The 18,827-nt window shown below is 73.1% G+C and carries 13 protein-coding genes and 1 pseudogene; 10 read left to right on the forward strand and 4 right to left on the reverse strand.

Annotated features, from left to right (window positions below):
* Positions 1 to 12: 12 nt before the first annotated feature.
* A complete protein-coding gene (locus ACRX5S_RS28620; protein WP_436776021.1) occupies positions 13 to 1,410 on the reverse strand; it encodes a PLP-dependent aminotransferase family protein in 1,398 nt (465 codons plus the stop codon).
* 153 nt (positions 1,411 to 1,563) lie between these two features.
* Between ACRX5S_RS28620 and ACRX5S_RS28625 the strand changes: the two genes are divergently transcribed.
* The 3 genes from ACRX5S_RS28625 (at position 1,564) to ACRX5S_RS28635 (ending at position 6,158) form a co-directional block, all read left to right on the forward strand.
* Entirely contained in the window at positions 1,564 to 2,529 is a 966-nt protein-coding gene (locus ACRX5S_RS28625) for a DMT family transporter (protein ID WP_436776022.1), read from the forward strand.
* Positions 2,530 to 2,564: 35 nt separating this feature from the next.
* Positions 2,565 to 4,391, forward strand: coding sequence for a sigma-70 family RNA polymerase sigma factor (locus tag ACRX5S_RS28630; RefSeq protein WP_436776023.1), 1,827 nt, complete (start codon positions 2,565 to 2,567; stop codon positions 4,389 to 4,391).
* Positions 4,392 to 4,487: 96 nt separating this feature from the next.
* A complete protein-coding gene (locus tag ACRX5S_RS28635; protein ID WP_436776024.1) occupies positions 4,488 to 6,158 on the forward strand; it encodes a fumarate hydratase in 1,671 nt (556 codons plus the stop codon).
* 663 nt (positions 6,159 to 6,821) lie between these two features.
* Here the strand turns inward: ACRX5S_RS28635 and ACRX5S_RS28640 are convergent.
* A complete protein-coding gene (locus ACRX5S_RS28640; protein ID WP_436776158.1) occupies positions 6,822 to 7,625 on the reverse strand; it encodes an ABC transporter permease subunit in 804 nt (267 codons plus the stop codon).
* Positions 7,626 to 7,714: 89 nt separating this feature from the next.
* Positions 7,715 to 10,525, reverse strand: a complete 2,811-nt coding sequence (locus tag ACRX5S_RS28645) for an alpha/beta fold hydrolase (RefSeq protein ID WP_436776025.1) — start codon at positions 10,523 to 10,525, stop codon at positions 7,715 to 7,717.
* A 117-nt stretch (positions 10,526 to 10,642) separates the two neighbouring features.
* Between ACRX5S_RS28645 and ACRX5S_RS28650 the strand changes: the two genes are divergently transcribed.
* The 6 genes from ACRX5S_RS28650 (at position 10,643) to ACRX5S_RS28675 (ending at position 17,620) form a co-directional block, all read left to right on the forward strand.
* Entirely contained in the window at positions 10,643 to 11,536 is an 894-nt protein-coding gene (locus ACRX5S_RS28650; protein WP_436776026.1) for a (Fe-S)-binding protein, read from the forward strand.
* On the forward strand, positions 11,533 to 13,164 hold the full coding sequence (locus ACRX5S_RS28655) for a LutB/LldF family L-lactate oxidation iron-sulfur protein (RefSeq protein ID WP_436776027.1): 1,632 nt from the start codon (positions 11,533 to 11,535) through the stop codon (positions 13,162 to 13,164). The genes ACRX5S_RS28650 and ACRX5S_RS28655 overlap by 4 nt, the downstream gene beginning before the upstream one ends.
* Entirely contained in the window at positions 13,161 to 13,934 is a 774-nt protein-coding gene (locus tag ACRX5S_RS28660; protein ID WP_436776028.1) for a LutC/YkgG family protein, read from the forward strand. The genes ACRX5S_RS28655 and ACRX5S_RS28660 overlap by 4 nt, the downstream gene beginning before the upstream one ends.
* A gap of 111 nt (positions 13,935 to 14,045) precedes the next feature.
* Complete coding sequence (locus ACRX5S_RS28665; RefSeq protein WP_436776029.1) at positions 14,046 to 15,551, forward strand: class II fumarate hydratase; 1,506 nt, start codon at positions 14,046 to 14,048, stop codon at positions 15,549 to 15,551.
* A gap of 168 nt (positions 15,552 to 15,719) precedes the next feature.
* A complete protein-coding gene (locus ACRX5S_RS28670) occupies positions 15,720 to 16,391 on the forward strand; it encodes a DUF402 domain-containing protein (protein ID WP_436776030.1) in 672 nt (223 codons plus the stop codon).
* Positions 16,392 to 16,450: 59 nt separating this feature from the next.
* Positions 16,451 to 17,620: a MalY/PatB family protein gene (locus ACRX5S_RS28675; protein WP_436776031.1), complete on the forward strand. Its 1,170-nt coding sequence runs from the start codon at positions 16,451 to 16,453 to the stop codon at positions 17,618 to 17,620.
* A 22-nt stretch (positions 17,621 to 17,642) separates the two neighbouring features.
* Here the strand turns inward: ACRX5S_RS28675 and ACRX5S_RS28680 are convergent, their stop codons facing one another.
* The gene (locus ACRX5S_RS28680; RefSeq protein ID WP_436776159.1) at positions 17,643 to 18,569 is read right to left on the reverse strand and encodes a hydrogen peroxide-inducible genes activator; all 927 of its coding nucleotides are present in this window, start codon (positions 18,567 to 18,569) and stop codon (positions 17,643 to 17,645) included.
* Positions 18,570 to 18,695: 126 nt separating this feature from the next.
* On the opposite strand from ACRX5S_RS28680, the pseudogene ACRX5S_RS28685 reads away from it, so the two are divergent.
* A pseudogene (locus ACRX5S_RS28685) lies at positions 18,696 to 18,818 on the forward strand (peroxiredoxin); the annotation flags it as partial.
* Positions 18,819 to 18,827 lie beyond the last annotated feature (9 nt).

Raw genomic sequence — 18,827 nt, forward strand, 5'->3', positions numbered from 1 at the left:
GCGGGCCCTCGGTCAGCCGCCCGACGCCTCCGCGCAGACGTCCGCGAGCCGTGACACCGCCTCGCGCAGACGATCTTCGCCGAGCGACGCGTAGCCGAGGACCAGCGCGGGCGGCGCCTCGGGGCCGGGTTCGCGCATCGGGGCGACCGGCTCCACGCGCACGCCGCGGGCCGCCGCGGCGGCGACCACCGCGTCCTCCCGGCAGCCGGGCGGCAGTTCGACGTACAGGTGCAGGCCCGCCCGAATGCCGTTGACCTGCGCCTTCGGCAGGAACTCGGCGAACGCGTCGGCCACCGCGTCGCGGCGTCCGCGGTAGCGCAGCCGCATCGCGCGCAGGTGCCGGTCGTAGCCGCCGCTCTCCAGCAGGCGCACGAAGGCGAACTGGTTGATCACCGCGGAGCCGAGGTCGGCGTACTGCTTGAGCTCGCGCATCTGTTCCAGCCACGTGTGCGGGACCACCGCCCAGCCGAGGCGCATGCCCGGAGCGAGGGCCTTGCTGGTCGATCCGAGGTGCACCACGCGGTCGGGGTCGAGGCCCTGGAGGCAGCCGACCGGGTCGCGGTCGTAACGGAACTCCGCGTCGTAGTCGTCCTCGATGATGAGGCCGTCGACGTCGCGCGCCCAGTTGGTGAGCTGCGCGCGGCGCTCCGGGGAGAGCACCACGCCGGTCGGGTACTGGTGGGCCGGCGTGACGAGCACCGCCCGGGCGTCGGTGCGGGCCAGCACCGCCACGTCGATGCCCTCGGCGTCCACCGGCACGCCGACGATGGGCAGTCCGTTGCTGCGCAGCAAACCGCGCTGGGTGGCGCTGGACGGGTCCTCGACGGCGAGCAGGGTGTGCCCGCGCGCGGCGAGGGCCTGGACCATGAGCGCGATGCCCTGCGCGACCCCGCCCACGACGACGATGCGGTCCGGCGACGCGTTGGCGGCGCGCACGCGGCCGAGGTACGCGGCGAGCGCGGTGCGCAGCTCGGGGACGCCGCCGGGGTCGCCGTACGACAGCCTCCGGTGCGGCACGGTGGCGAGCGCGTGCCGGGTCGCGGCGAGCCAGGCGGCGCGCGGGAAGGCGGACATGTCCGAGGTGCCGGGCTTGAGGTCGTACGGCAGCGCGGAGATGTCGTTGGCGTCGCGCGGTTCGTCGGGGCCGCCCGGGGCGCGGCTCTCCGGGATGTCGGCGACGCGCGTCCCGGATCCGTGACGGCTCGTCAGATAACCCTCGGCGACGAGCTGTTCGTACGCCTCGACGACCATGCCGCGCGACACTCCGAGGTCGGCGGCCAGCGCCCGGCTCGACGGCAGGCGGTCGCCGGGGGCCAGGCGCCCGGTGCGGACCGCGTCGCGCAGGCCCGCGGTGATCTGCGCGCCGACGGCGCCGCGGGCGCGGTCGATCCCGACCAGCAGGTCTCCCATGAACGTGTCCCCTCCGGGCTCGGGCCGTCTCGTGCTTCCTGATCGTCGCAGGTGGTCCCCGGCTGTTTTCACCCAGGCGTGCCAAGTGGTCCTCTCGCAGGGCGCATGGGTGGTTCTGTATTCCGATCCACCTGGTTCCTAACGTATCGGTCCATGAGGCCATCGGCTCAGGCGCCGTCCGTCGGCGCAACGTACGCAGCGCTCTCCCAGATCCTCGTCGGCACGGCGGCCGGAGTCTCGGCCGCCCTGGTCGCCTACCCCGTCGGGGGCGGGCAGGGCCTGCGGTACGCCCTGGCCGCCGTCGCGATGTACGCCGTCCTGCGGCTCCGCAAGCCGCCACGCGTACGCGTCGGGGCGCGCGCGTGGCTCCTCCTCTTCCTGCTCGCCCTGCTCGGCCAGACCCTGTTCAACCAATTGCTCATCGGCGCGCTGGAGCACGCCGACCCCGCGACGGTCGGCAGCATCCTCGGCTGCTCCCCGATCGCCCTGGCGGTGATCGCCCCGCTCATGGCCCGGCGCCGCCCGGGCGGGCGCATCGTCGCCGGCTCGGTCCTGGTGGTCGCGGGCGCGGTCGCCGTCGAGGGCTTCGGCAACGCCTCGGCCACCGGGCTGCTCCTGGCGCTCGGCGTGCTGGTGTGCGAGATCGCCTTCTCGCTGCTGGCCGTCCCGCTGCTGCCGCGGCTGGGCGCGCTGCGGGTGGCGGCGTACTCGACGGCGCTCGCGGTGCCGCAGTCCTTCGCGATCGGCTGGGTGACGGACGGCACCGGAATGCTGCGCGTGCCGACCCTCTCCGAGGCCGCGGCCCTGGTCTTCATCGGGCTGATCGCCACCGTCGCGGCGTTCCTCCTCTGGTACACCGCGCTCGGCACGCTCGGTGCGGAACGGGCCGGACTGTTCTCCGGCCTGGTGCCGGTCTCGGCGGCGGCGTCGGCCCTGGTGCTCGGCACCGGCGAGGTGCGCTCGGCGCAGTTGGCGGGAAGCGCGCTGGTCGGCGCGGGTGTCGTGCTCGGCATGCGGATGACGCGCGAACAGCCGTCCGCGGCAAGGGAGATCGCCCCGGACGCGGGGCGCGCGGCGGAGGCCGCGCCGATGCTGAAGGCGGGAACCGCCGTACCGTAGTACGGCCGTTCGCGTCCATGGCAAGCTGTCACGCCATGGACCGGGACACGAACCGCACGGCGGCCGAGAACCCGGCGTCCGACGCCGAACTGGCGGAACGCGCGCGCGGCGCCGGGCCCGAGGCGGACGCCGCGTTCGCGGTCCTGCACAACCGCCACCACGGGGCGGCCCTGCGGCACGCGCGGCGGCTCGAACCGGACGCGGACGCCGCGGAGGACCTGGTCTCGGACGCGTTCGTCGAGGTGCTGGCACAGTTGCGGCGCGGCGGCGGACCCCGCGAGTCGTTCCGGGCGTATCTGTGCACGACGATGCGCCACAGCCACGCCGAGCGCGCCCAGACCCGGCGCACGGTGGTGCCGACCGACGGGGCGACGCTCGACGCCCTCGGCGGGACGGCCCCGCAGGCCGCCGACGCGCTCCCCGACCTGCTCATGGTCAAGCAGGCGTTCGGCTCGCTGCCGGACCGCTGGCAGGCCGTGCTGTGGCACACCGAGGTCGAGGGCGAGAAGCCGCGGCACATAGCCAGGCTGCTCGGCATGACGCCCAACGCGGTGTCGCAGCTCGCCGTACGGGCGCGCGAGGGGCTGCGCGAGGCGTTCCTGACCGCGCACATAGGGCGCCTGCCGGAGCGGTGCCGCAGCCGCGGCGAACAACTCGGCGGATATGTGCGGGGCACGCTGCGCATCCGCGACCGCCGCGCGGTCGACGACCACCTCGCCGACTGCCCGACGTGCGCCCGGCTGTGCGCCGAACTGGCCGCCACCAACGCGCACCTGAGGGTCCTGCTGCTGCCGGCGATCCTCGGCGGGACGGCGACGGCGGCGCTGACGGCGGAGGCCCTCGCGGGCGGCGCCGCGGCGGCCGGCACCGGGTCTGTCGGCACTGCATCTGTCGGTACGGGATCTGTCGGTACGGGCGCCGGACCGACCGGCGCGGGACCGGCCTCGACCGCCCCGGCGGGGTCCTCGGCCGGGCCTTCCACCGGCACCTCGGCCGACTCCGGACTCGGCCCGGCGCCCGCCGGCCCCGCTCCCGGCGCCGCTCCGGCCGGGACGGGCCTGCCCAACGCGCTCGGCAAGGTGGCGCAGTCCGCGGTGCGGAAGGCGGTCCTGGCCGGAACGGTCGCCGCGGCCACAGCCGCGGCGTTAGCCCTCGCTGTGGTGCTGCCCGGCGACGCCAAGCCCACCGCGGCGGCCGAGAAGCAGGCGGACCCGATCACCGAACCGGTCGTACCGCCGGTACGACCGCCCGGCCCCGGACAGCCTGCGACGCCGACGCAGCCGCCAAGTCCCACGGCGGTGCCGTCCACTCCCCCGCGCACCCCGCCGAACACCCGCGCGCCGATCCGCCCCGAGTCGACCCCGACCGTCCCCGGCGGCTCGCCCGCCATGCCGCCGCCCGCCGACACCGTCGCCTCCGCGACCCCGCCCGCGCCCGCGGCGACCGGTTCACCCACACCCACACCCGCCGCCCCACCGAACACCCCACCGACCACCGCGGCGACACCGTCCGAACCGGCCACGACACCACCCCCGAGCCCGACGACCGCACCGACGTCGCCGACACCCCCAGTCGCCGCCATGGCCGTGGACGACAGCGCAACAGCCCCCGCAGGCGGCAGCGTCTCGCTCAACCTCCTGGCCAACGACCGGGGCGAAGGGCTGCGCATCGTCGGTTCGTCCGTCGCATGGGGCCTGTACGGCCGCATCTCGTGCGACCGCCGAACCGGAGCATGCACGTACCAGACCTGGACCCCACTCCTCACCGGCACCGACGTCTTCCACTACACGGTGCGGGACGACCAGGGCCGCTACGCGAGTGCCACGATCCGCATAACCGTGCTTCCCCCCAGCCGCGCGTAGGCCGGCCGGGCCCGACCGCAGTGAGCGCGACCTCACATCCGTCCTCGCACCCGTGGCGTTCTACGCTGGAGGGCGCCCCGACACCGCCGACCGAGGATGGCCATGCCCCCCGCCGACAGTAACGAGTACACGGACCTGCTCCCGTTGGGCGAGGACACGACGCCCTACCGGCTGGTGACCAGCGACGGCGTCTCGACGTTCGAGGCCGGCGGGCGCCGATTCCTCCAGGTCGAGCCGGAGGCGATGACGCTGCTGGCGCGCGAGGCCATGCGGGACATCGCCCACCTGCTGCGGCCGGGGCACCTCGCGCAGGTCGCGCGGATCCTCGACGACCCCGAGGCGTCCCCCAACGACCGCTTCGTGGCCCTCGACCTGCTCAAGAACGCCAACATCGCCGCGGGCGGCGTCCTGCCGATGTGCCAGGACACCGGCACCGCGATCGTGATGGGCAAGCGCGGCCAGCACGTGCTGACGGACGGGCGGGACGAGGAGCACCTGTCGCTCGGCATCCGCAACGCGTACACCGACCTCAACCTGCGCTACTCGCAGATGGCCCCGCTGACGATGTGGGACGAGAAGAACACCGGCAACAACCTTCCGGCGCAGGTGGAGCTGTACGCGACCGCGGGCGAGGCGTACAAGTTCCTGTTCATGGCCAAGGGCGGCGGCAGCGCCAACAAGTCGTACCTGTACCAGGAGACCAAGGCCATCCTGAACCCGGCCGCGATGCTGAAGTTCCTGGACGCCAAGATCCGCTCGCTCGGCACCGCCGCCTGCCCGCCCTACCACCTCGCCGTGGTCATCGGCGGCACCAGCGCCGAGTTCGCGCTGAAGACCGCGAAGTACGCGTCGGCGCGCTACCTCGACACCCTGCCGACCACCGGCTCCCCGCTCGGCAACGGGTTCCGGGACGTCGAACTGGAGGCCGAGATCCTGAAGCTGACCCAGGACATGGGCATCGGCGCGCAGTTCGGCGGCAAGTACTTCTGCCACGACGTGCGCGTCGTCCGACTGCCGCGGCACGGCGCCTCGCTGCCGGTCGCGATCGCCGTCTCGTGCAGCGCCGACCGCCAGGCGCTCGCCAAGATCACCGCCGAGGGCGTGTTCCTGGAGCAGTTGGAGACCGACCCGGCCAAGTACCTGCCGGAGACCACGCACGACGACCTCTCCGACGACGTCGTCCGCGTCGACCTCAACCGGCCGATGAGCGAGATCCGCGCGGAGCTGTCGAAGTACCCGGTCAAGACCCGCCTTTCGCTGTCCGGCCCGGTGGTCGTGGCGCGCGACATCGCGCACGCGAAGATCAAGGAGCGCCTGGACGCCGGCGAGCCGATGCCGCAGTACCTGCGCGACCACGCCGTCTACTACGCGGGCCCCGCGAAGACCCCGGAGGGCTACGCGTCCGGCTCCTTCGGTCCGACGACCGCGGGCCGCATGGACTCGTACGTCGAGCAGTTCCAGGCCGCGGGCGGCTCGTTCGTCATGCTGGCCAAGGGCAACCGCTCGCAGCAGGTCACCGACGCATGCGACAAGCACGGCGGCTTCTACCTCGGCTCGATCGGCGGCCCGGCCGCCCGCCTCGCCCAGGACTGCATCAAGTCCGTCGAGGTCATCGAGTACCCGGAGTTGGGCATGGAAGCCGTGTGGAAGATCGAGGTCGAGGACTTCCCCGCGTTCATCGTCGTGGACGACAAGGGCAACGACTTCTTCAACCAGCTGGAACCGGCCCAGACCCTCATCCGGGACATCCCGGTGCGCCAGTCGTAACGTTCGCACGTGGCGGTCGCTCCCGCGGCCGAGGATCGCAACGCCGACGTCACCGCCTCGCCATCACCACCATCCCCGTCGGCCGGTCCTCACGGCGGCGTGGGGCGGGAGAAGCCAATCCGTGGCCGGGCAGTCCGAAGTGGACCGCCCGGCCACGGGTGTTCCACTCGTCTCGGTCAGTAGGCGTCGTAGGGATCGGGCTGTACGGGAGCACGGCCGACGTGCCCGGGATCCAGTTCCGGGCCGGGGAGCCGTTCCCCGGTGTCTGGGTCGCGGGGCCGCTGCCGTCGGCGGGGGCGGTGACGCGCAAGCCGGGGACGCGGCTGGCGAGTTGACCGGACGCGGAGTCGAACCGCAGGTTGTTGTTGCAGTTCGTCGGCCCGTCGGCCGGCTCCTCGTACGTCCCGACGCCCTCCCGGAGATCTCGCTGTCGCCGACCGCGACGAGCATCGCGGTGACGGCGCCGACGGCCGCGCGGCCGAGGGATCTACGCCTGGATTGCCCGAACAAATACATGTTCCCTTGCCTTCATCACACCTTGCGGGATGTACCAGAGGCAACAGGAACACGCGCGGAGGAAACCTGCCTGTTGGCAGGCAAGATCTGAACAGGTGCGAACCCGGCGAATCCCGACCACGAGCCCACCAGGACCCGCCAAGTGCCCTAGGAGACAACGTCCTTGCGCTCGAAGTGGCGGAAGGCCAGCGCGATGAAGACCAGGGCGTACGCCACCGACACCGCCGATCCCTTGATCATGCCCTCCCACTCCAGGTCCGCCTGGAGCGCATCCACCCACGCGAACTGCCAGTGCGTAGGCAGGACTTCGCGCCACGCACCGAGCGCCGTGACGGCGTCCACGATGTTCGACACGACCACGAGGCCGACCGCGCCGCCCACCGCGCCCAGCGGCGCGTCGGTGACCGTCGACAGCCAGAACGCGACAGCGGCCACCACGAGTTGCGAGACCATGCCGTACGCCACGACCACCGCCATGCGCCGCATCGCGTCGCCGCCCGACAGCGACCCGCCGATCGGGATCTCCAGCGGCCCCCACCCGAACGCCACCACACCGGCCAGCAGCGACATCGCCGGCAGCAGCAACAGCGCCAGCCCGCTGTACGCCAGCGACACCGCGAGCTTCACCCGCAGCAGCCGCGCCCGCGGCACCGGCGCAGCCAGCAGGTAGCGCAGTGACGACCAACTCGCCTCGCTGGCCACGGTGTCCCCGCAGAACAGCGCGACCGCCACGACCAGCAGGAAGCCCGTCGACACGAACAGCGCGAACGCGGTCAGGTTGAGCGCGCTGCGCGTCGCGACGTCGACCAGCGTCGGCACCGCGTCCCGCTCCGGATCGCCGCCGACCTTGAAGGCGACGACCAGGATCCACGGCAGCAGCGCGAGCAGGCCGAGCATCACGAGCGTGCGCCGCCGCCGCAACTGCCGCAGCGCCTCGACCCGGAACGGCAGCGTGTGCCGCGGCCGGTAGCCGTGCGCCCGGGACGGCGCGGCCCCCTCGGAACCCGAGGGGGCGGACGGGACGGGCGTCGTCTCGGCGGTCACTGCTGCTCTCCGATCAGCGTGAGGAACGCGTCCTCCAGGCGGCGCTTGGCGGTCACCCGGTCCACCGCGACCCCGGCGCCCACCAGTTCGGCGACGACCGCCGACGGCTCGGCGCCCGCGAGGTGCACCAGCACCCCTTCGCCCTCCGGCACCGCGGACGCCACCCCGGCCGTGCCCGCCAGCACCTCGACCGCGCGGTCCGGCACGGGCGTGCCGATCGCGAGCGTGTTCCCGTCCCCGGTGATGTCCGCCACCGGCCCCGCCGCGACGAGGCGGCCGCGGTGCATCACCACCACGTGCGTGCAGGTCTGCTCGACCTCGGCCAGCAGGTGGCTGGACACCACGACCGTGCGACCGTGCGACGCGTACCTGATCAGCACGTCCCGCATCGCGCGGATCTGCGGCGGGTCGAGCCCGTTGGTCGGCTCGTCGAGCACCAGCAGGTCCGGCAGGCCGAGCATCGCCTGCGCGATCGCCAGGCGCTGCCGCATGCCCTGCGAGTACGTGCGCACCTTGCGGTCCAGCGCCTCGCCCAGTCCCGCGATCTCCAGGGCCTCCGCGAAGTGCGCGTCCTCCGTGGGGCGTCCGGTCGCCTTCCAGTACAGCGACAGGTTGTCGCGTCCGGACAGGTGCGGCAGGAAGCCCGGCCCCTCGACGAACGACCCGAGCCGGGACAGCACCGGCGCGCCCGGCGTCACGATGTGCCCGAAGATGCGGATCTCGCCGTCGTCGGGGTGGATCAGCCCCATCAGCATGCGCAGCGCCGTGGTCTTCCCGGCCCCGTTGGGCCCGAGCAGCCCCAGCACCTGGCCGCGCTCGACGGTGCACGACAGGCCGTCGACGGCGAGCTTGCCGCCCTTGTAACGCTTCGTCAGACCCTGTATCCGCAACGGCACTTCGGCCAGTTCGGCGATCGGCGCGCGGGCCTTGAGGCGGCGCTTCCCGGTCACCACCAGCACGATCGCGGCCAGCGCGGCGATCGCCGGCAGGCCCCACGTCCACCACGGGTAGCCGGGCGGCGGAAGCCTGATGCCGGGCACCGAGGGGACGTTCAGCGGCCCGGCGACGGCGACCCGGTAGGCGGCGGGCTCGGCGGGGGTCGCGTACCCGAGGTCGGTGGTGGTGAGCACCAGCCGCAGCCGGTGCCCCGCGTCGATCTCGCGGTCGACCTCCGGCAGCCGGATCTCCACCTCGCGCCCCTCCGCGGCCCCGACCACTCGCACCGGCGCCGCGAGTTGGTACGGCAATACCGCGCCGCCGCCCGGATCCACGTCGTACAGCTTGGCGAACAGCACCATGTCGGCGGCACCCGAGACCCGCACCCGCACCGTCGACCCACCGGTGATCCGCAGCGTTCGGTCCAGCGGCTCGGTCAGGAAGAACGCGCTCTGCCCCGGCATGTCCAGGGAGAGCTGCCCGAGCACGGACGCGTCACCCGCCCGGCCCAGCGCGCCCAGCAATCCGAGGCCGGGCAGCGTCGACATCGAAGGCGGCGACCCGCCGGGCGGGTTGACGACGGTCTGCTCCGGGCCGAGCAGCGGCAGCGACCGCGAGGTGCTGCCGTCGATCCCGGGGTAGCGCGGCCCCTCCGCCACCCGGATGACCTGCTCACGCGTCGAGGTGTCGACGCCGCCCAGCCGCGTCACCGAGAACGGTCCGGCCGGGACCGGCCCTCCCCCGCCCTGCCGCCGCGCCTCGGTGGCCCGCGCGCCCTCGTCGGACGCCAGCCACTGGTCGAACCACGCCACCGTCTTGTCCCGCACCAGCGCGGTCTGCTGCGGGCCGCCGTCGTGGCCGCCCGCGGTCCACACGACCTCCACCGGGAACCCGTTGGCCGACACCGCCCGCGCGGTCCTGTCGGCCTCCGCGAGCGGGAACAGCGAGTCGTTCTGGCCCTGGATCAACAGGGTCGGCACCCGCAGGCGTTCGGCCACGCTCGCAGGACCGGCCCGACGCAGCAGCTCGACGGCCTGCGGGCTGGGACGCCCGGTCCGGGCGATCTCCTCGTACACCGCGCACACCTCGGCGGTGAAGCGCCCGCACACGGACGCCGCGGCCACCGCCGGATCGGCCGGGCCGCCGGGCACGGGCGGCCCCGCCGGGTCGCCCCCGAGCCCGCCCGTCGCGGACGCGCCCGCGGAGAAGAAGACACCGGCCCACATCTTCTTGAAGACGCCGGTCGCCGGACCCGTCCCCGCGGCGTTCGGCAGCAGCGACTCGCCCAGGTCGTTCCACGTCCACTGCGGTGCGACCGCGTCCACCCGGGAGTCGTACGCGGCGAGCAGCAGCGCCAGCGCTCCCCCGTACGACACACCCGCCGCCCCGACCCGTGGATCACCCGGTCGGTCGAGCAGGACCTCGGGGCGGCCCGCGAGCCAGTCGACCAGCGCCCGCGCGTCGGCCACCTCGTAGTCCGGCTGGTTCAGCGCGATCTGCCCGCCGGACGTGCCGAAGCCCCGGGCGGACCACGTCATCACGACGTAGCCGCGCCGCGTCAGCCCCTCGGCCTCGGCCCGCACCGTCGACTTGCTGCCGCCGAAGCCGTGCCCCAGCAGGACGGCCGGGGCGGGCCCGTCCGCGTCGGGGAAGTACACGGTCGTGTCCAGGCCGATGCGGTCGGCCGCCCCGGGCGCCGCGGCCACCTCGATCCGCTGCTGCGAGCTACGCACCGGCGCGGCTCCGCCGTCGCCCGACGTCGTCACGATCGTGCCCAGCGCCAGGACGACGAGCACCAGTCCCACGGCGGTCAGAACCCGGGCCCGCCGGGTGGCGGGCATGCGGCGGGTGAGCGCCGTCCTCCACGTCATGGCCAGACCCTACGGCGTGGAAAGGCGCCGAACGGGCATCCGGTGTCGACGAGACCGGGCGTCGACGGCCGGGCGAGGCGCCGCGACCGCCCTTATTGTCAATCGAGGAGGTGACTCGTGCGTATTGCCCTTTTCATCACCTGCGTCAACGACACGGCCTTTCCCGAGACCGGGAAGTCCGTCGTGCGGCTGCTGCGCCGGCTCGGCCACGAGGTGGAGTTCCCGTACGCCCAAACGTGTTGCGGCCAGATGCACTTCAACTCCGGCTACCGGCGCGACGCCCGCGCCCTCGCCCGCTCGTTCGCCGAGGCCTTCGCCCCGTACGACGCGGTCGTCACGCCCTCCGGGTCGTGCGCCGCGATGGTGCGCGACTACCACCCCGTGCTGGCGGACGGCGCCCGCGGCAAGGACGCCGCGGAGTTCCGCACCCGGGTCGCCGAGGTCGCCCCGCGCGTGTACGAGTTCACCGAGTTCCTGGTCGACGTGCTCGGTGTCGAGGACGTCGGCGCATACTTCCCGCACAGCGTCACCTACCACCCGACCTGCCACTCGACCCGCATGATCGGCGTCGGCGACCGGCCGCTGAGGCTGCTGCGCAAGGTCCGCGGGCTGCGCCTGGCCGAACTGCCGCGCGCCGACGAATGCTGCGGCTTCGGCGGCACGTTCGCGCTGAAGAACGCCGAGACGTCCACGGCCATGGGACGCGACAAGGTGACCGCGGTGATGGAGTCCGGGGCGCAGGTGCTGTGCGCGGGCGACAACTCGTGCCTCATGCACATCGGCGGGGTGATGTCCCGTCAGCACACGGGGGTCAAGGTGATGCACCTCGCGGACATCCTCGCGTCGACCGGCCCGCACCCGGACCTGGAGGCGTTCCCGTCGGGCGACCTGGCGTACCCGCCGCTGCCGTCCCTCGACCCCGTGCACCCGGACGCCCGCCCCGCCCCGGCCGGCGCACATCCGGAAGGTGCCCGTCCCGAAGGTGCACGCCCGGAAGGTGCCGCGCGATGACGACCGTACGCCCCGAGCCGACCTTCCTCGGCATGCCGCCCTTCCCCGAGGCCGCGCACATCGCCCTCGGCAACCCGCAGTTGCGCGCGAACATGCGCAACGCCACGCACACCATCCGGGCCCGCCGCGCCGCCGTCGTCGACGAGGTCCCCGACTGGGAGAAACTGCGCCGCGCCGGTGCCGCGATCAAGGACGACGTGCTGGCCCATCTGCCGCGCTACCTGGAGCAGTTGGAGCAGGCCGTCACCACCGCGGGCGGCACCGTGCACTGGGCGCGCGACGCCGCCGAGGCGAACGCGATCGTCGTCGACATCGCCCGCGGCCACGCCGCCGACGAGGTCGTCAAGGTCAAGTCGATGGCCACCCAGGAGATCGGCCTCAACAACGCCCTCGCGGCCGCCGGGATCCACGCCTGGGAGACCGATCTCGCGGAGCTGATCGTGCAGTTGGGGCACGACCTGCCGTCGCACATCCTGGTCCCGGCCATCCACCGCAACCGCCGCGAGATCCGCGACATCTTCCGCGCCGAGATGGGGAACGCGGGCCGCCCGGCACCCGAGAACCTGTCCGACCGGCCCGCCGACCTCGCCGAGGCCTCGCGGCGGCACCTGCGCGAGAAATTCCTGCGCGCCAAGGTCGCGGTCAGCGGAGCCAACTTCGCGATCGCCGAGACCGGAACGGTGTGCGTGGTCGAGTCGGAGGGCAACGGCCGCATGTGCCTGACGCTGCCCGACGTGCTGGTGACCGTCATGGGCATCGAGAAGCTGCTGCCGACATGGCGGGACATGGAGGTCTTCCTCCAACTGCTGCCGCGCTCCTCGACCGGCGAGCGGATGAACCCGTACACGTCGATGTGGACCGGCGTCACCGACGACGACGGGCCGCGGGCGTTCCACCTGATCCTCCTCGACAACGGGCGCACGGACGTGCTGGCCGACCCCGAAGGGCGGCAGGCGCTGCGCTGCATCCGCTGCTCGGCGTGCCTCAACGTGTGCCCCGTGTACGAGCGGGTGGGCGGGCACGCGTACGGCTCCGTCTACCCGGGCCCGATCGGCGCGATCCTGACGCCGCAGTTGCGCGGGATCAACCAGCACGAGGTCGACGCGCAGACCGCGTCGCTGCCGTACGCCTCGACGCTGTGCGGCGCGTGCTTCGACGCCTGCCCGGTACGCATCGACATCCCGGCGATCCTGACCCGGCAGCGAGCGCAGCTCACCGACCTCGGGCGCGGCCCGGCGGAGTTCGGCGAGAAGGCCGCGATGAAGGCGGCCGAATGGACGCTCGCGGAACCCTGGCGGCTCGGACTGGCCCAGCACGCGGCCGCCTTCAGCAGGCACTTCATCGGCCGCAAGGGCCACATCGGCAAGGTGCCCCGGCTGCTGGCCGGACCGCTCGCCGGGTGGACGCAGACCCGCGACGCCCCGGCCGCGCCGCCGGAGTCGTTCCGCGCGTGGTTCAAGCGCACGGACGGCGGGCTGTCCGAGGGGGACCCGGCCGGGGCGGGGCCGCCCGAGGCACTGCCGGAGGAATTGCCGAGGAAATTGCCGAGGAAATTGCCGAGGAAATTGCCGAGGAGATTGCCGAGGAAACTGTCGGGGGAGTCGTCGGCGGAGCTGGAGGAGCAATGACGGCGCCCACCGATCCCGCGCGGACCGACTCCGCGGCGTACCCGTCGCACACCGGGTTCCAGCACGTGGACCTCACCGACCCGCCGGGACTGCCGCGGACCGACCTGGCACACCCGGGGCTGCCGCACACGTATCCGGGCCTGCCGTCCGAGGCCAAGGCGGAGATCCTGGCGCGGATCCGCGGGTCGCTGTCGGGGGACGCGCGACCGCCGCGCGTGACCGTGGACCGCACGTACCGCCGCACGCGCGACGAAGGCACCGACCTCGTCGGGCTGTTCGCCGAACGCGCCGGGGACTACCGGGCGCGGGTGGCACGTGCGGACGCGCACTCGCTGGTCGACACCGCGGTCTCGCTGCTGCGCGAGGCAGGGGTGAACCGTCTCGTCGTCCCGCCGGGCAAACGGCTGGGCTGGCTCGCCGCGACCGGGGCCGAACTGGTCTACGACAAGCCGCCGCTGACGGTCGATCAGCTCGCCGCGGAGGCGGGCGTGGCCACCGGCTGCGCGCTGGCGATCGCCGAGACCGGCACGATCGTGCTGGACGGCGGACACGACCAGGGCCGGCGCGTCCTGTCGCTGCTGCCGGACTACCACCTGTGCGTGGTACGCGCGGACCAGATCGTCGGGACGGTGCCCGAGGCGATCGCGCGGCTCGACCCGCGTCGGCCGCAGACGTGGATCAGCGGGCCGTCGGCGACGAGCGACATCGAACTGGACCGCATCGAGGGCGTGCACGGGCCGCGCACGCTGCACGTCCTCCTGCTGGCTTGAGGGGACGGCCGGAGTGGGGTGGGCAGCGGGGCGCGGGAACAGCCCCGGTCCTCCGGAGGTTGCCGCGAGGAGAGAACGGGTCGGCGGGGGCCGCACACGGGAGGCACGACGATGAGCAACGGCCAGGACGGTCACGGCGGTCACGGCGCTCAAGGCGGTCGGGACGGCCAGGGCGACCGGAACGGTGCGGGCGGTGGGGTCGGCGCGGACGGCACCGACAACGCCGGTCAGGGCGAGGGCTTCCGGGTCGAGCACGACTCCATGGGCGAGGTACGCGTGCCCGCGCACGCCAAGTGGCGGGCCCAGACACAGCGCGCGGTCGAGAACTTCCCGATTTCGGGCGGCACACTCGAACACGCGCACATCGCGGCGCTCGCCCGCATCAAGTCGGCCGCCGCCAAGGTGAACGCGGAGATGGGGGTCCTCGACGAGGACGTCGCGGCGGCGATCGAGGAGGCCGCCGCCGAGGTCGCGGCGGGCCGGTGGGACGACCAGTTCCCGGTCGACGTGTTCCAGACCGGGTCGGGCACGTCGTCCAACATGAACATGAACGAGGTGCTGGCCACTCTCGCCACCGAACGCCTCGGCCGCGACGTGCACCCGAACGACCATGTGAACGCGTCGCAGTCGTCCAACGACACGTTCCCGTCCTCGATCCACGTCGCGGCGACGGCGGCCGTGACGCGCGACCTGATCCCCGCGCTGGTTCACCTGTCGGGCGCGCTGGGCCGCAAGGCCGCCGAGTTCGCCGACGTCGTGAAGTCCGGTCGCACGCACCTGATGGACGCCACCCCGGTCACCCTGGGCCAGGAATTCGGCGGGTACGCGGCGCAGGTCCGGTACGGCGTCGAGCGCCTGGAGTCGGCCCTTCCCCGGGTGGCGGAACTCCCGCTCGGCGGGACGGCCGTGGGCACCGGCATCAACACCCCGCGCGGGTTCTCCGCCCGGGTGATCCAGACGCTCGCGACGGACACCGGCCTGCCGTTCACCGAGGCCCGCGACCACTTCGAGGCGCAGGGCGCACGCGACGCGCTGGTCGAGCTGTCCGGACAGTTGCGGACCATCGCGGTCGGCCTCAACAAGATCGCGAACGACCTGCGCTGGATGGGCTCCGGCCCGCGCACCGGCCTCGCCGAGATCCGCCTGCCGGACCTCCAGCCGGGCAGCTCGATCATGCCCGGCAAGGTCAACCCCGTCGTGCCGGAGGCGGTCGGGCAGGTCGTCGCGCAGGTGGTCGGCAACGACGCGGCGGTCGCGTTCGGCGGCGCGGCGGGCAACTTCGAGCTCAACGTCATGCTGCCGGTGATCGGCCGGAACGTACTGGAGTCGATCCGCCTGCTCGCGTCGGTCTCGCGGGTGCTCGCGGACCGCACGGTGGACGGCATCACGGCCGACGTGGAACGCCTGCGCGAGTACGCGGAGAGCTCCCCGTCGGTGGTCACGCCGCTCAACAAGTACCTCGGCTACGAGGAGGCGGCCCGGATCGCCAAGCAGTCGCTCGCCGAGCGCAAGACGATCCGGCAGGTCGTGGTCGAGCGGGGGCACGTCGAGGCCGGGCGGATCACCGAGCAGCAGTTGGACGAGGCGCTGGACGTACTGCGGATGACGCGGCCGTAGGACGGCCGGTGCTGGGGTGGTTTGATCCGGTACCGGGCCGGTCCCGGTTCCGGTTCGCCTCGTCCAGAGGCGTCCTCCGCCCGGCGGATGCCCAAGGCCCGACAAAATCCAAAGCGAACGGTTGGCGGAACCCCGGCGGTCCGACCGCCCACGCCGTAGCATCCCTCCATGACGGAGGCCGACGACGCGCAGGGCGGTCGGGCGTCGGAGGCGTGGGCCCCCGGCGACCAGATCCTGTGGCGCTATCTCAGGAACGGGCGGGTCCTCGACTGCCGCCCGGTGACGGTCGTACGCGACGACCCCGACCAGCTCGCGGTGTGGCTGGCCGGCGGCACCCGGCGCGTCAAGCCGGTGCTCCCGGACGGTTCGGACGTGCGCACCGCGCCGCTCGGGAACCGCTTCCGGCTCGGCCTGATCCCGGCCGTCCAGGAGTGGTTCGGCACCGGCGTGCTGATGCTCGCGCGGCCCGGCGAGCCGTGGTCGGTCTGGTTGTTCTGGGGCCCGGACCGCCGCCTCAACGGCTGGTACGTCAACCTCGAACGCCCGCGCGAGCGCTGGTCCGGCGGGGTGGACACCGAGGACCTGGTGCTCGACGTGTGGGTCACGCCGGACCGCCGCTGGCACTTCAAGGACGAGGACGAGTTGGCTGCGTCCCGCGACGCCGGGCGGTTCACCGACGCCGAGGTCGACGACATCTACGCGACCGGACGCCGGGCCGTCGAGGTGGTGAAGGCCTGGGGGCCGCCGTTCTGCGACAACTGGGAGGACTTCCGGCCCGATCCCGGGTGGCCGCTGCCGGACCTCCCGGACGGCTGGGACGCGCTGCCGAGGACGGCCTGACCCGACGCCGCGGACCACCGGTCGCGACCCGGACGACTTGCGGCAGGCAGACTATGGCTATGCACGACGATGTGGACATATCCGCGCTCCGCCGCCGCCGGACGCTCAAGTGGCGGGCCGTCGAGGACGACGTGCTGGCCGCCTGGGTGGCCGAGATGGACTTCGCGGTGGCCGCACCGATCCGCGAGGCCCTGCTCGACGCGGTCGGCCGCGAGGACTTCGGCTACCCGGACGACGACGACGGCACCGGACTGCCGGAGGCGTTCGCGGCCTTCGCGGCCCGAATGTGGGGCTGGCACGTCGACCCCTCGCGCGTCGGCCTGGTCCCGGACGTGGTGCGGGGCATCGAGCTCGCCCTGGAGGTCTTCTCGCCGAGGGGTTCGGGCGTGGTGGTCCCGGTGCCCGCGTACCCGCCGTTCTTCGAGGTGGTCGAGCGCTCCGGGCGGCCGCTCGTACCGGTGCCGCTGACCACCGCCGAAGTGCCGGGCGACCGACCGATCCTGGACATCGACGCCATCGGGCGGGCGCTGGCGGGCGGGGCGCGCACGGTGCTGTTGTGCAACCCGTACAACCCGGTGGGGCGCGTGTTCACCCGTCCCGAACTGCTGGAGCTGGCCGGGATCGTGGACTTCCACGGCGCCCGGGTGATCTCCGACGAGATCCACTCACCACTGGTGATGCCGGGCGAGACACACATCCCGTACGCCTCCATCCACCCGTCGGCGTCCGCGCACAGCGTCACCATCACGTCGGCGTCCAAGGCGTGGAACCTCGCGGGGCTCAAGTGCGCGCAGGTGGTGCTGGGCGACGCGGGGACGGCGGCGACGTGGTGGTCGCTGCCGTACATCGCGCGCAGCGGGGTGACGACGCTCGGCATCGCGGCGCAGATCGCCGCCTACGACCACGGCGGCCCGTGGCTCGCGGACACCATCTCCTACCTGGACGCCAACCGCCGCGCGCTCGCCGACGCCGTCGCGGCGCGGATGCCGCAGCTCACGCACCGGACGCCGGAAGGGACCTACCTCGCGTGGCTCGACTGCCGCGCGCTCGGACTGGCCGACCCGGCGGCGTTCTTCCTGGAGAAAGGCCGCGTCGCGCTGTACGACGGGCGGCGGTTCGGGGAGGTCGGGGAGGGTTTCGTACGGCTCAACCTCGCCACATCGCGCGCCATCCTGGACGAGATCACGGGGCGGATGGCGGGAGCGCTGGAGGCGGCCACCCGGCGCTGAAGCGGCCGCGCCGCGGATGCGGTCAGCGGACGATTCGGACGGGGAGTCGTTTGAGGGCGCCTCTTAGGGACTCGGCCAGGGTGGCGAATTCGGCTGAGCGGCCGGTGCTGGCCCGCATGACGAGGCCGATGCGGCGGTAGGGCGCCGGTGCGGCGAAGTGGGCGACGGCCAGCTGCGATCCGGGGCGGGTCTCCACGGTGATCGCGGTCTCCGGGAGGAGCGTCGCGCCCAGGCCGCCCGCGACGAGTTGCACGAGGGTCGGCAGGCTCGCCGCGCGGGTCGCGCCCGCCTCGCCGGCGCCGACCTCGCGGCACACGTCGAGTGCCTGGTCGCGCAGGCAGTGGCCCTCGTCCAGCAGGAGTATGTCCATCTCGCGCAGCGCCGACCGCGGGACGTCGGCGCGGCCGGCGAGCGCGTCACCCTCCGGCACGACAAGGGTGAAGTCCTCGTCGTAGAGCGGGATCTCGTCGACTCCCGCGGCCCCCGACGGCAGCGCGAGCAGGAGCAGGTCCAGCCGCCCGGTCGCCAGGCCGTCCAGCAGCGAGTGGGTCTGCTCCTCGTGCACGTACAGGTCCAGCTCCGGGTAGTCCTCGCGTACCAGGCGCAGCAGCGTCGGCAGCAGGTACGGGGCCACCGTCGGGATCACCCCGAGGTGCAGCGGCCCGGTGAACGGGCGCCGGGCCGACTCCGCCTCGGCGACCAGGTCGTCCAGCGCGTCGAGCACTCTCCGTGCATGCCGGGCGACCCGTTCTCCGGCCGGAGTCAAGAGGACACGCCGCGTGGTACGTTCCACGAGCTGCGCGCCGAGAGCCTCCTCCAGCGCCGCCACCGCACCGGACAGCGCGGGCTGGCTGGTCCCGATCACCGCCGCCGCGTCGCGGAAATGCAGCGTGTCGGCGACCGCGGCGAAGGCCCTGAGCTGGGCGACCGTGGGAGTGCGCGTACTGATAACTACTCCTTATCAAATGATCAACAACAGCCTATTTCCGTGATCAATGAAAACATGGCACGGTGATCCGCGTACGTCCGACCGGGGCCCGCAAGCCGCCCCGGGCACCATCGCGGAGGAGACCCAGTGCTTACTGTCGGTAACCAGTTCCCCGAGTACGACCTGACCGGCGTCGTGTCGATCGAGGCGGACAAGGCGTTCGAGCAGATCACGCACAAGTCGTACGACGGCAAGTGGCGGGTCGTGTTCTTCTGACCG

It is taken from the genome of Yinghuangia sp. YIM S09857 (assembly GCF_051388915.1).
Classification (GTDB): Bacteria; Actinomycetota; Actinomycetes; order Streptomycetales; family Streptomycetaceae; genus Yinghuangia.

What these genes read in the sequence shown, in the direction of transcription:
- ACRX5S_RS28620 (WP_436776021.1), bottom strand. Translation starts at nt 1,410, where the DNA reads ATGGGAGACCTGCTGGTCGGGATCGACCGCGCCCGCGGCGCCGTCGGC.
- ACRX5S_RS28625 (WP_436776022.1), top strand. Translation starts at nt 1,564, where the DNA reads ATGAGGCCATCGGCTCAGGCGCCGTCCGTCGGCGCAACGTACGCAGCG.
- ACRX5S_RS28630 (WP_436776023.1), top strand. Translation starts at nt 2,565, where the DNA reads ATGGACCGGGACACGAACCGCACGGCGGCCGAGAACCCGGCGTCCGAC.
- ACRX5S_RS28635 (WP_436776024.1), top strand. Translation starts at nt 4,488, where the DNA reads ATGGCCATGCCCCCCGCCGACAGTAACGAGTACACGGACCTGCTCCCG.
- ACRX5S_RS28645 (WP_436776025.1), bottom strand. Translation starts at nt 10,525, where the DNA reads ATGACGTGGAGGACGGCGCTCACCCGCCGCATGCCCGCCACCCGGCGG.
- ACRX5S_RS28655 (WP_436776027.1), top strand. Translation starts at nt 11,533, where the DNA reads ATGACGACCGTACGCCCCGAGCCGACCTTCCTCGGCATGCCGCCCTTC.
- ACRX5S_RS28660 (WP_436776028.1), top strand. Translation starts at nt 13,161, where the DNA reads ATGACGGCGCCCACCGATCCCGCGCGGACCGACTCCGCGGCGTACCCG.
- ACRX5S_RS28665 (WP_436776029.1), top strand. Translation starts at nt 14,046, where the DNA reads ATGAGCAACGGCCAGGACGGTCACGGCGGTCACGGCGCTCAAGGCGGT.
- ACRX5S_RS28670 (WP_436776030.1), top strand. Translation starts at nt 15,720, where the DNA reads ATGACGGAGGCCGACGACGCGCAGGGCGGTCGGGCGTCGGAGGCGTGG.
- ACRX5S_RS28675 (WP_436776031.1), top strand. Translation starts at nt 16,451, where the DNA reads ATGCACGACGATGTGGACATATCCGCGCTCCGCCGCCGCCGGACGCTC.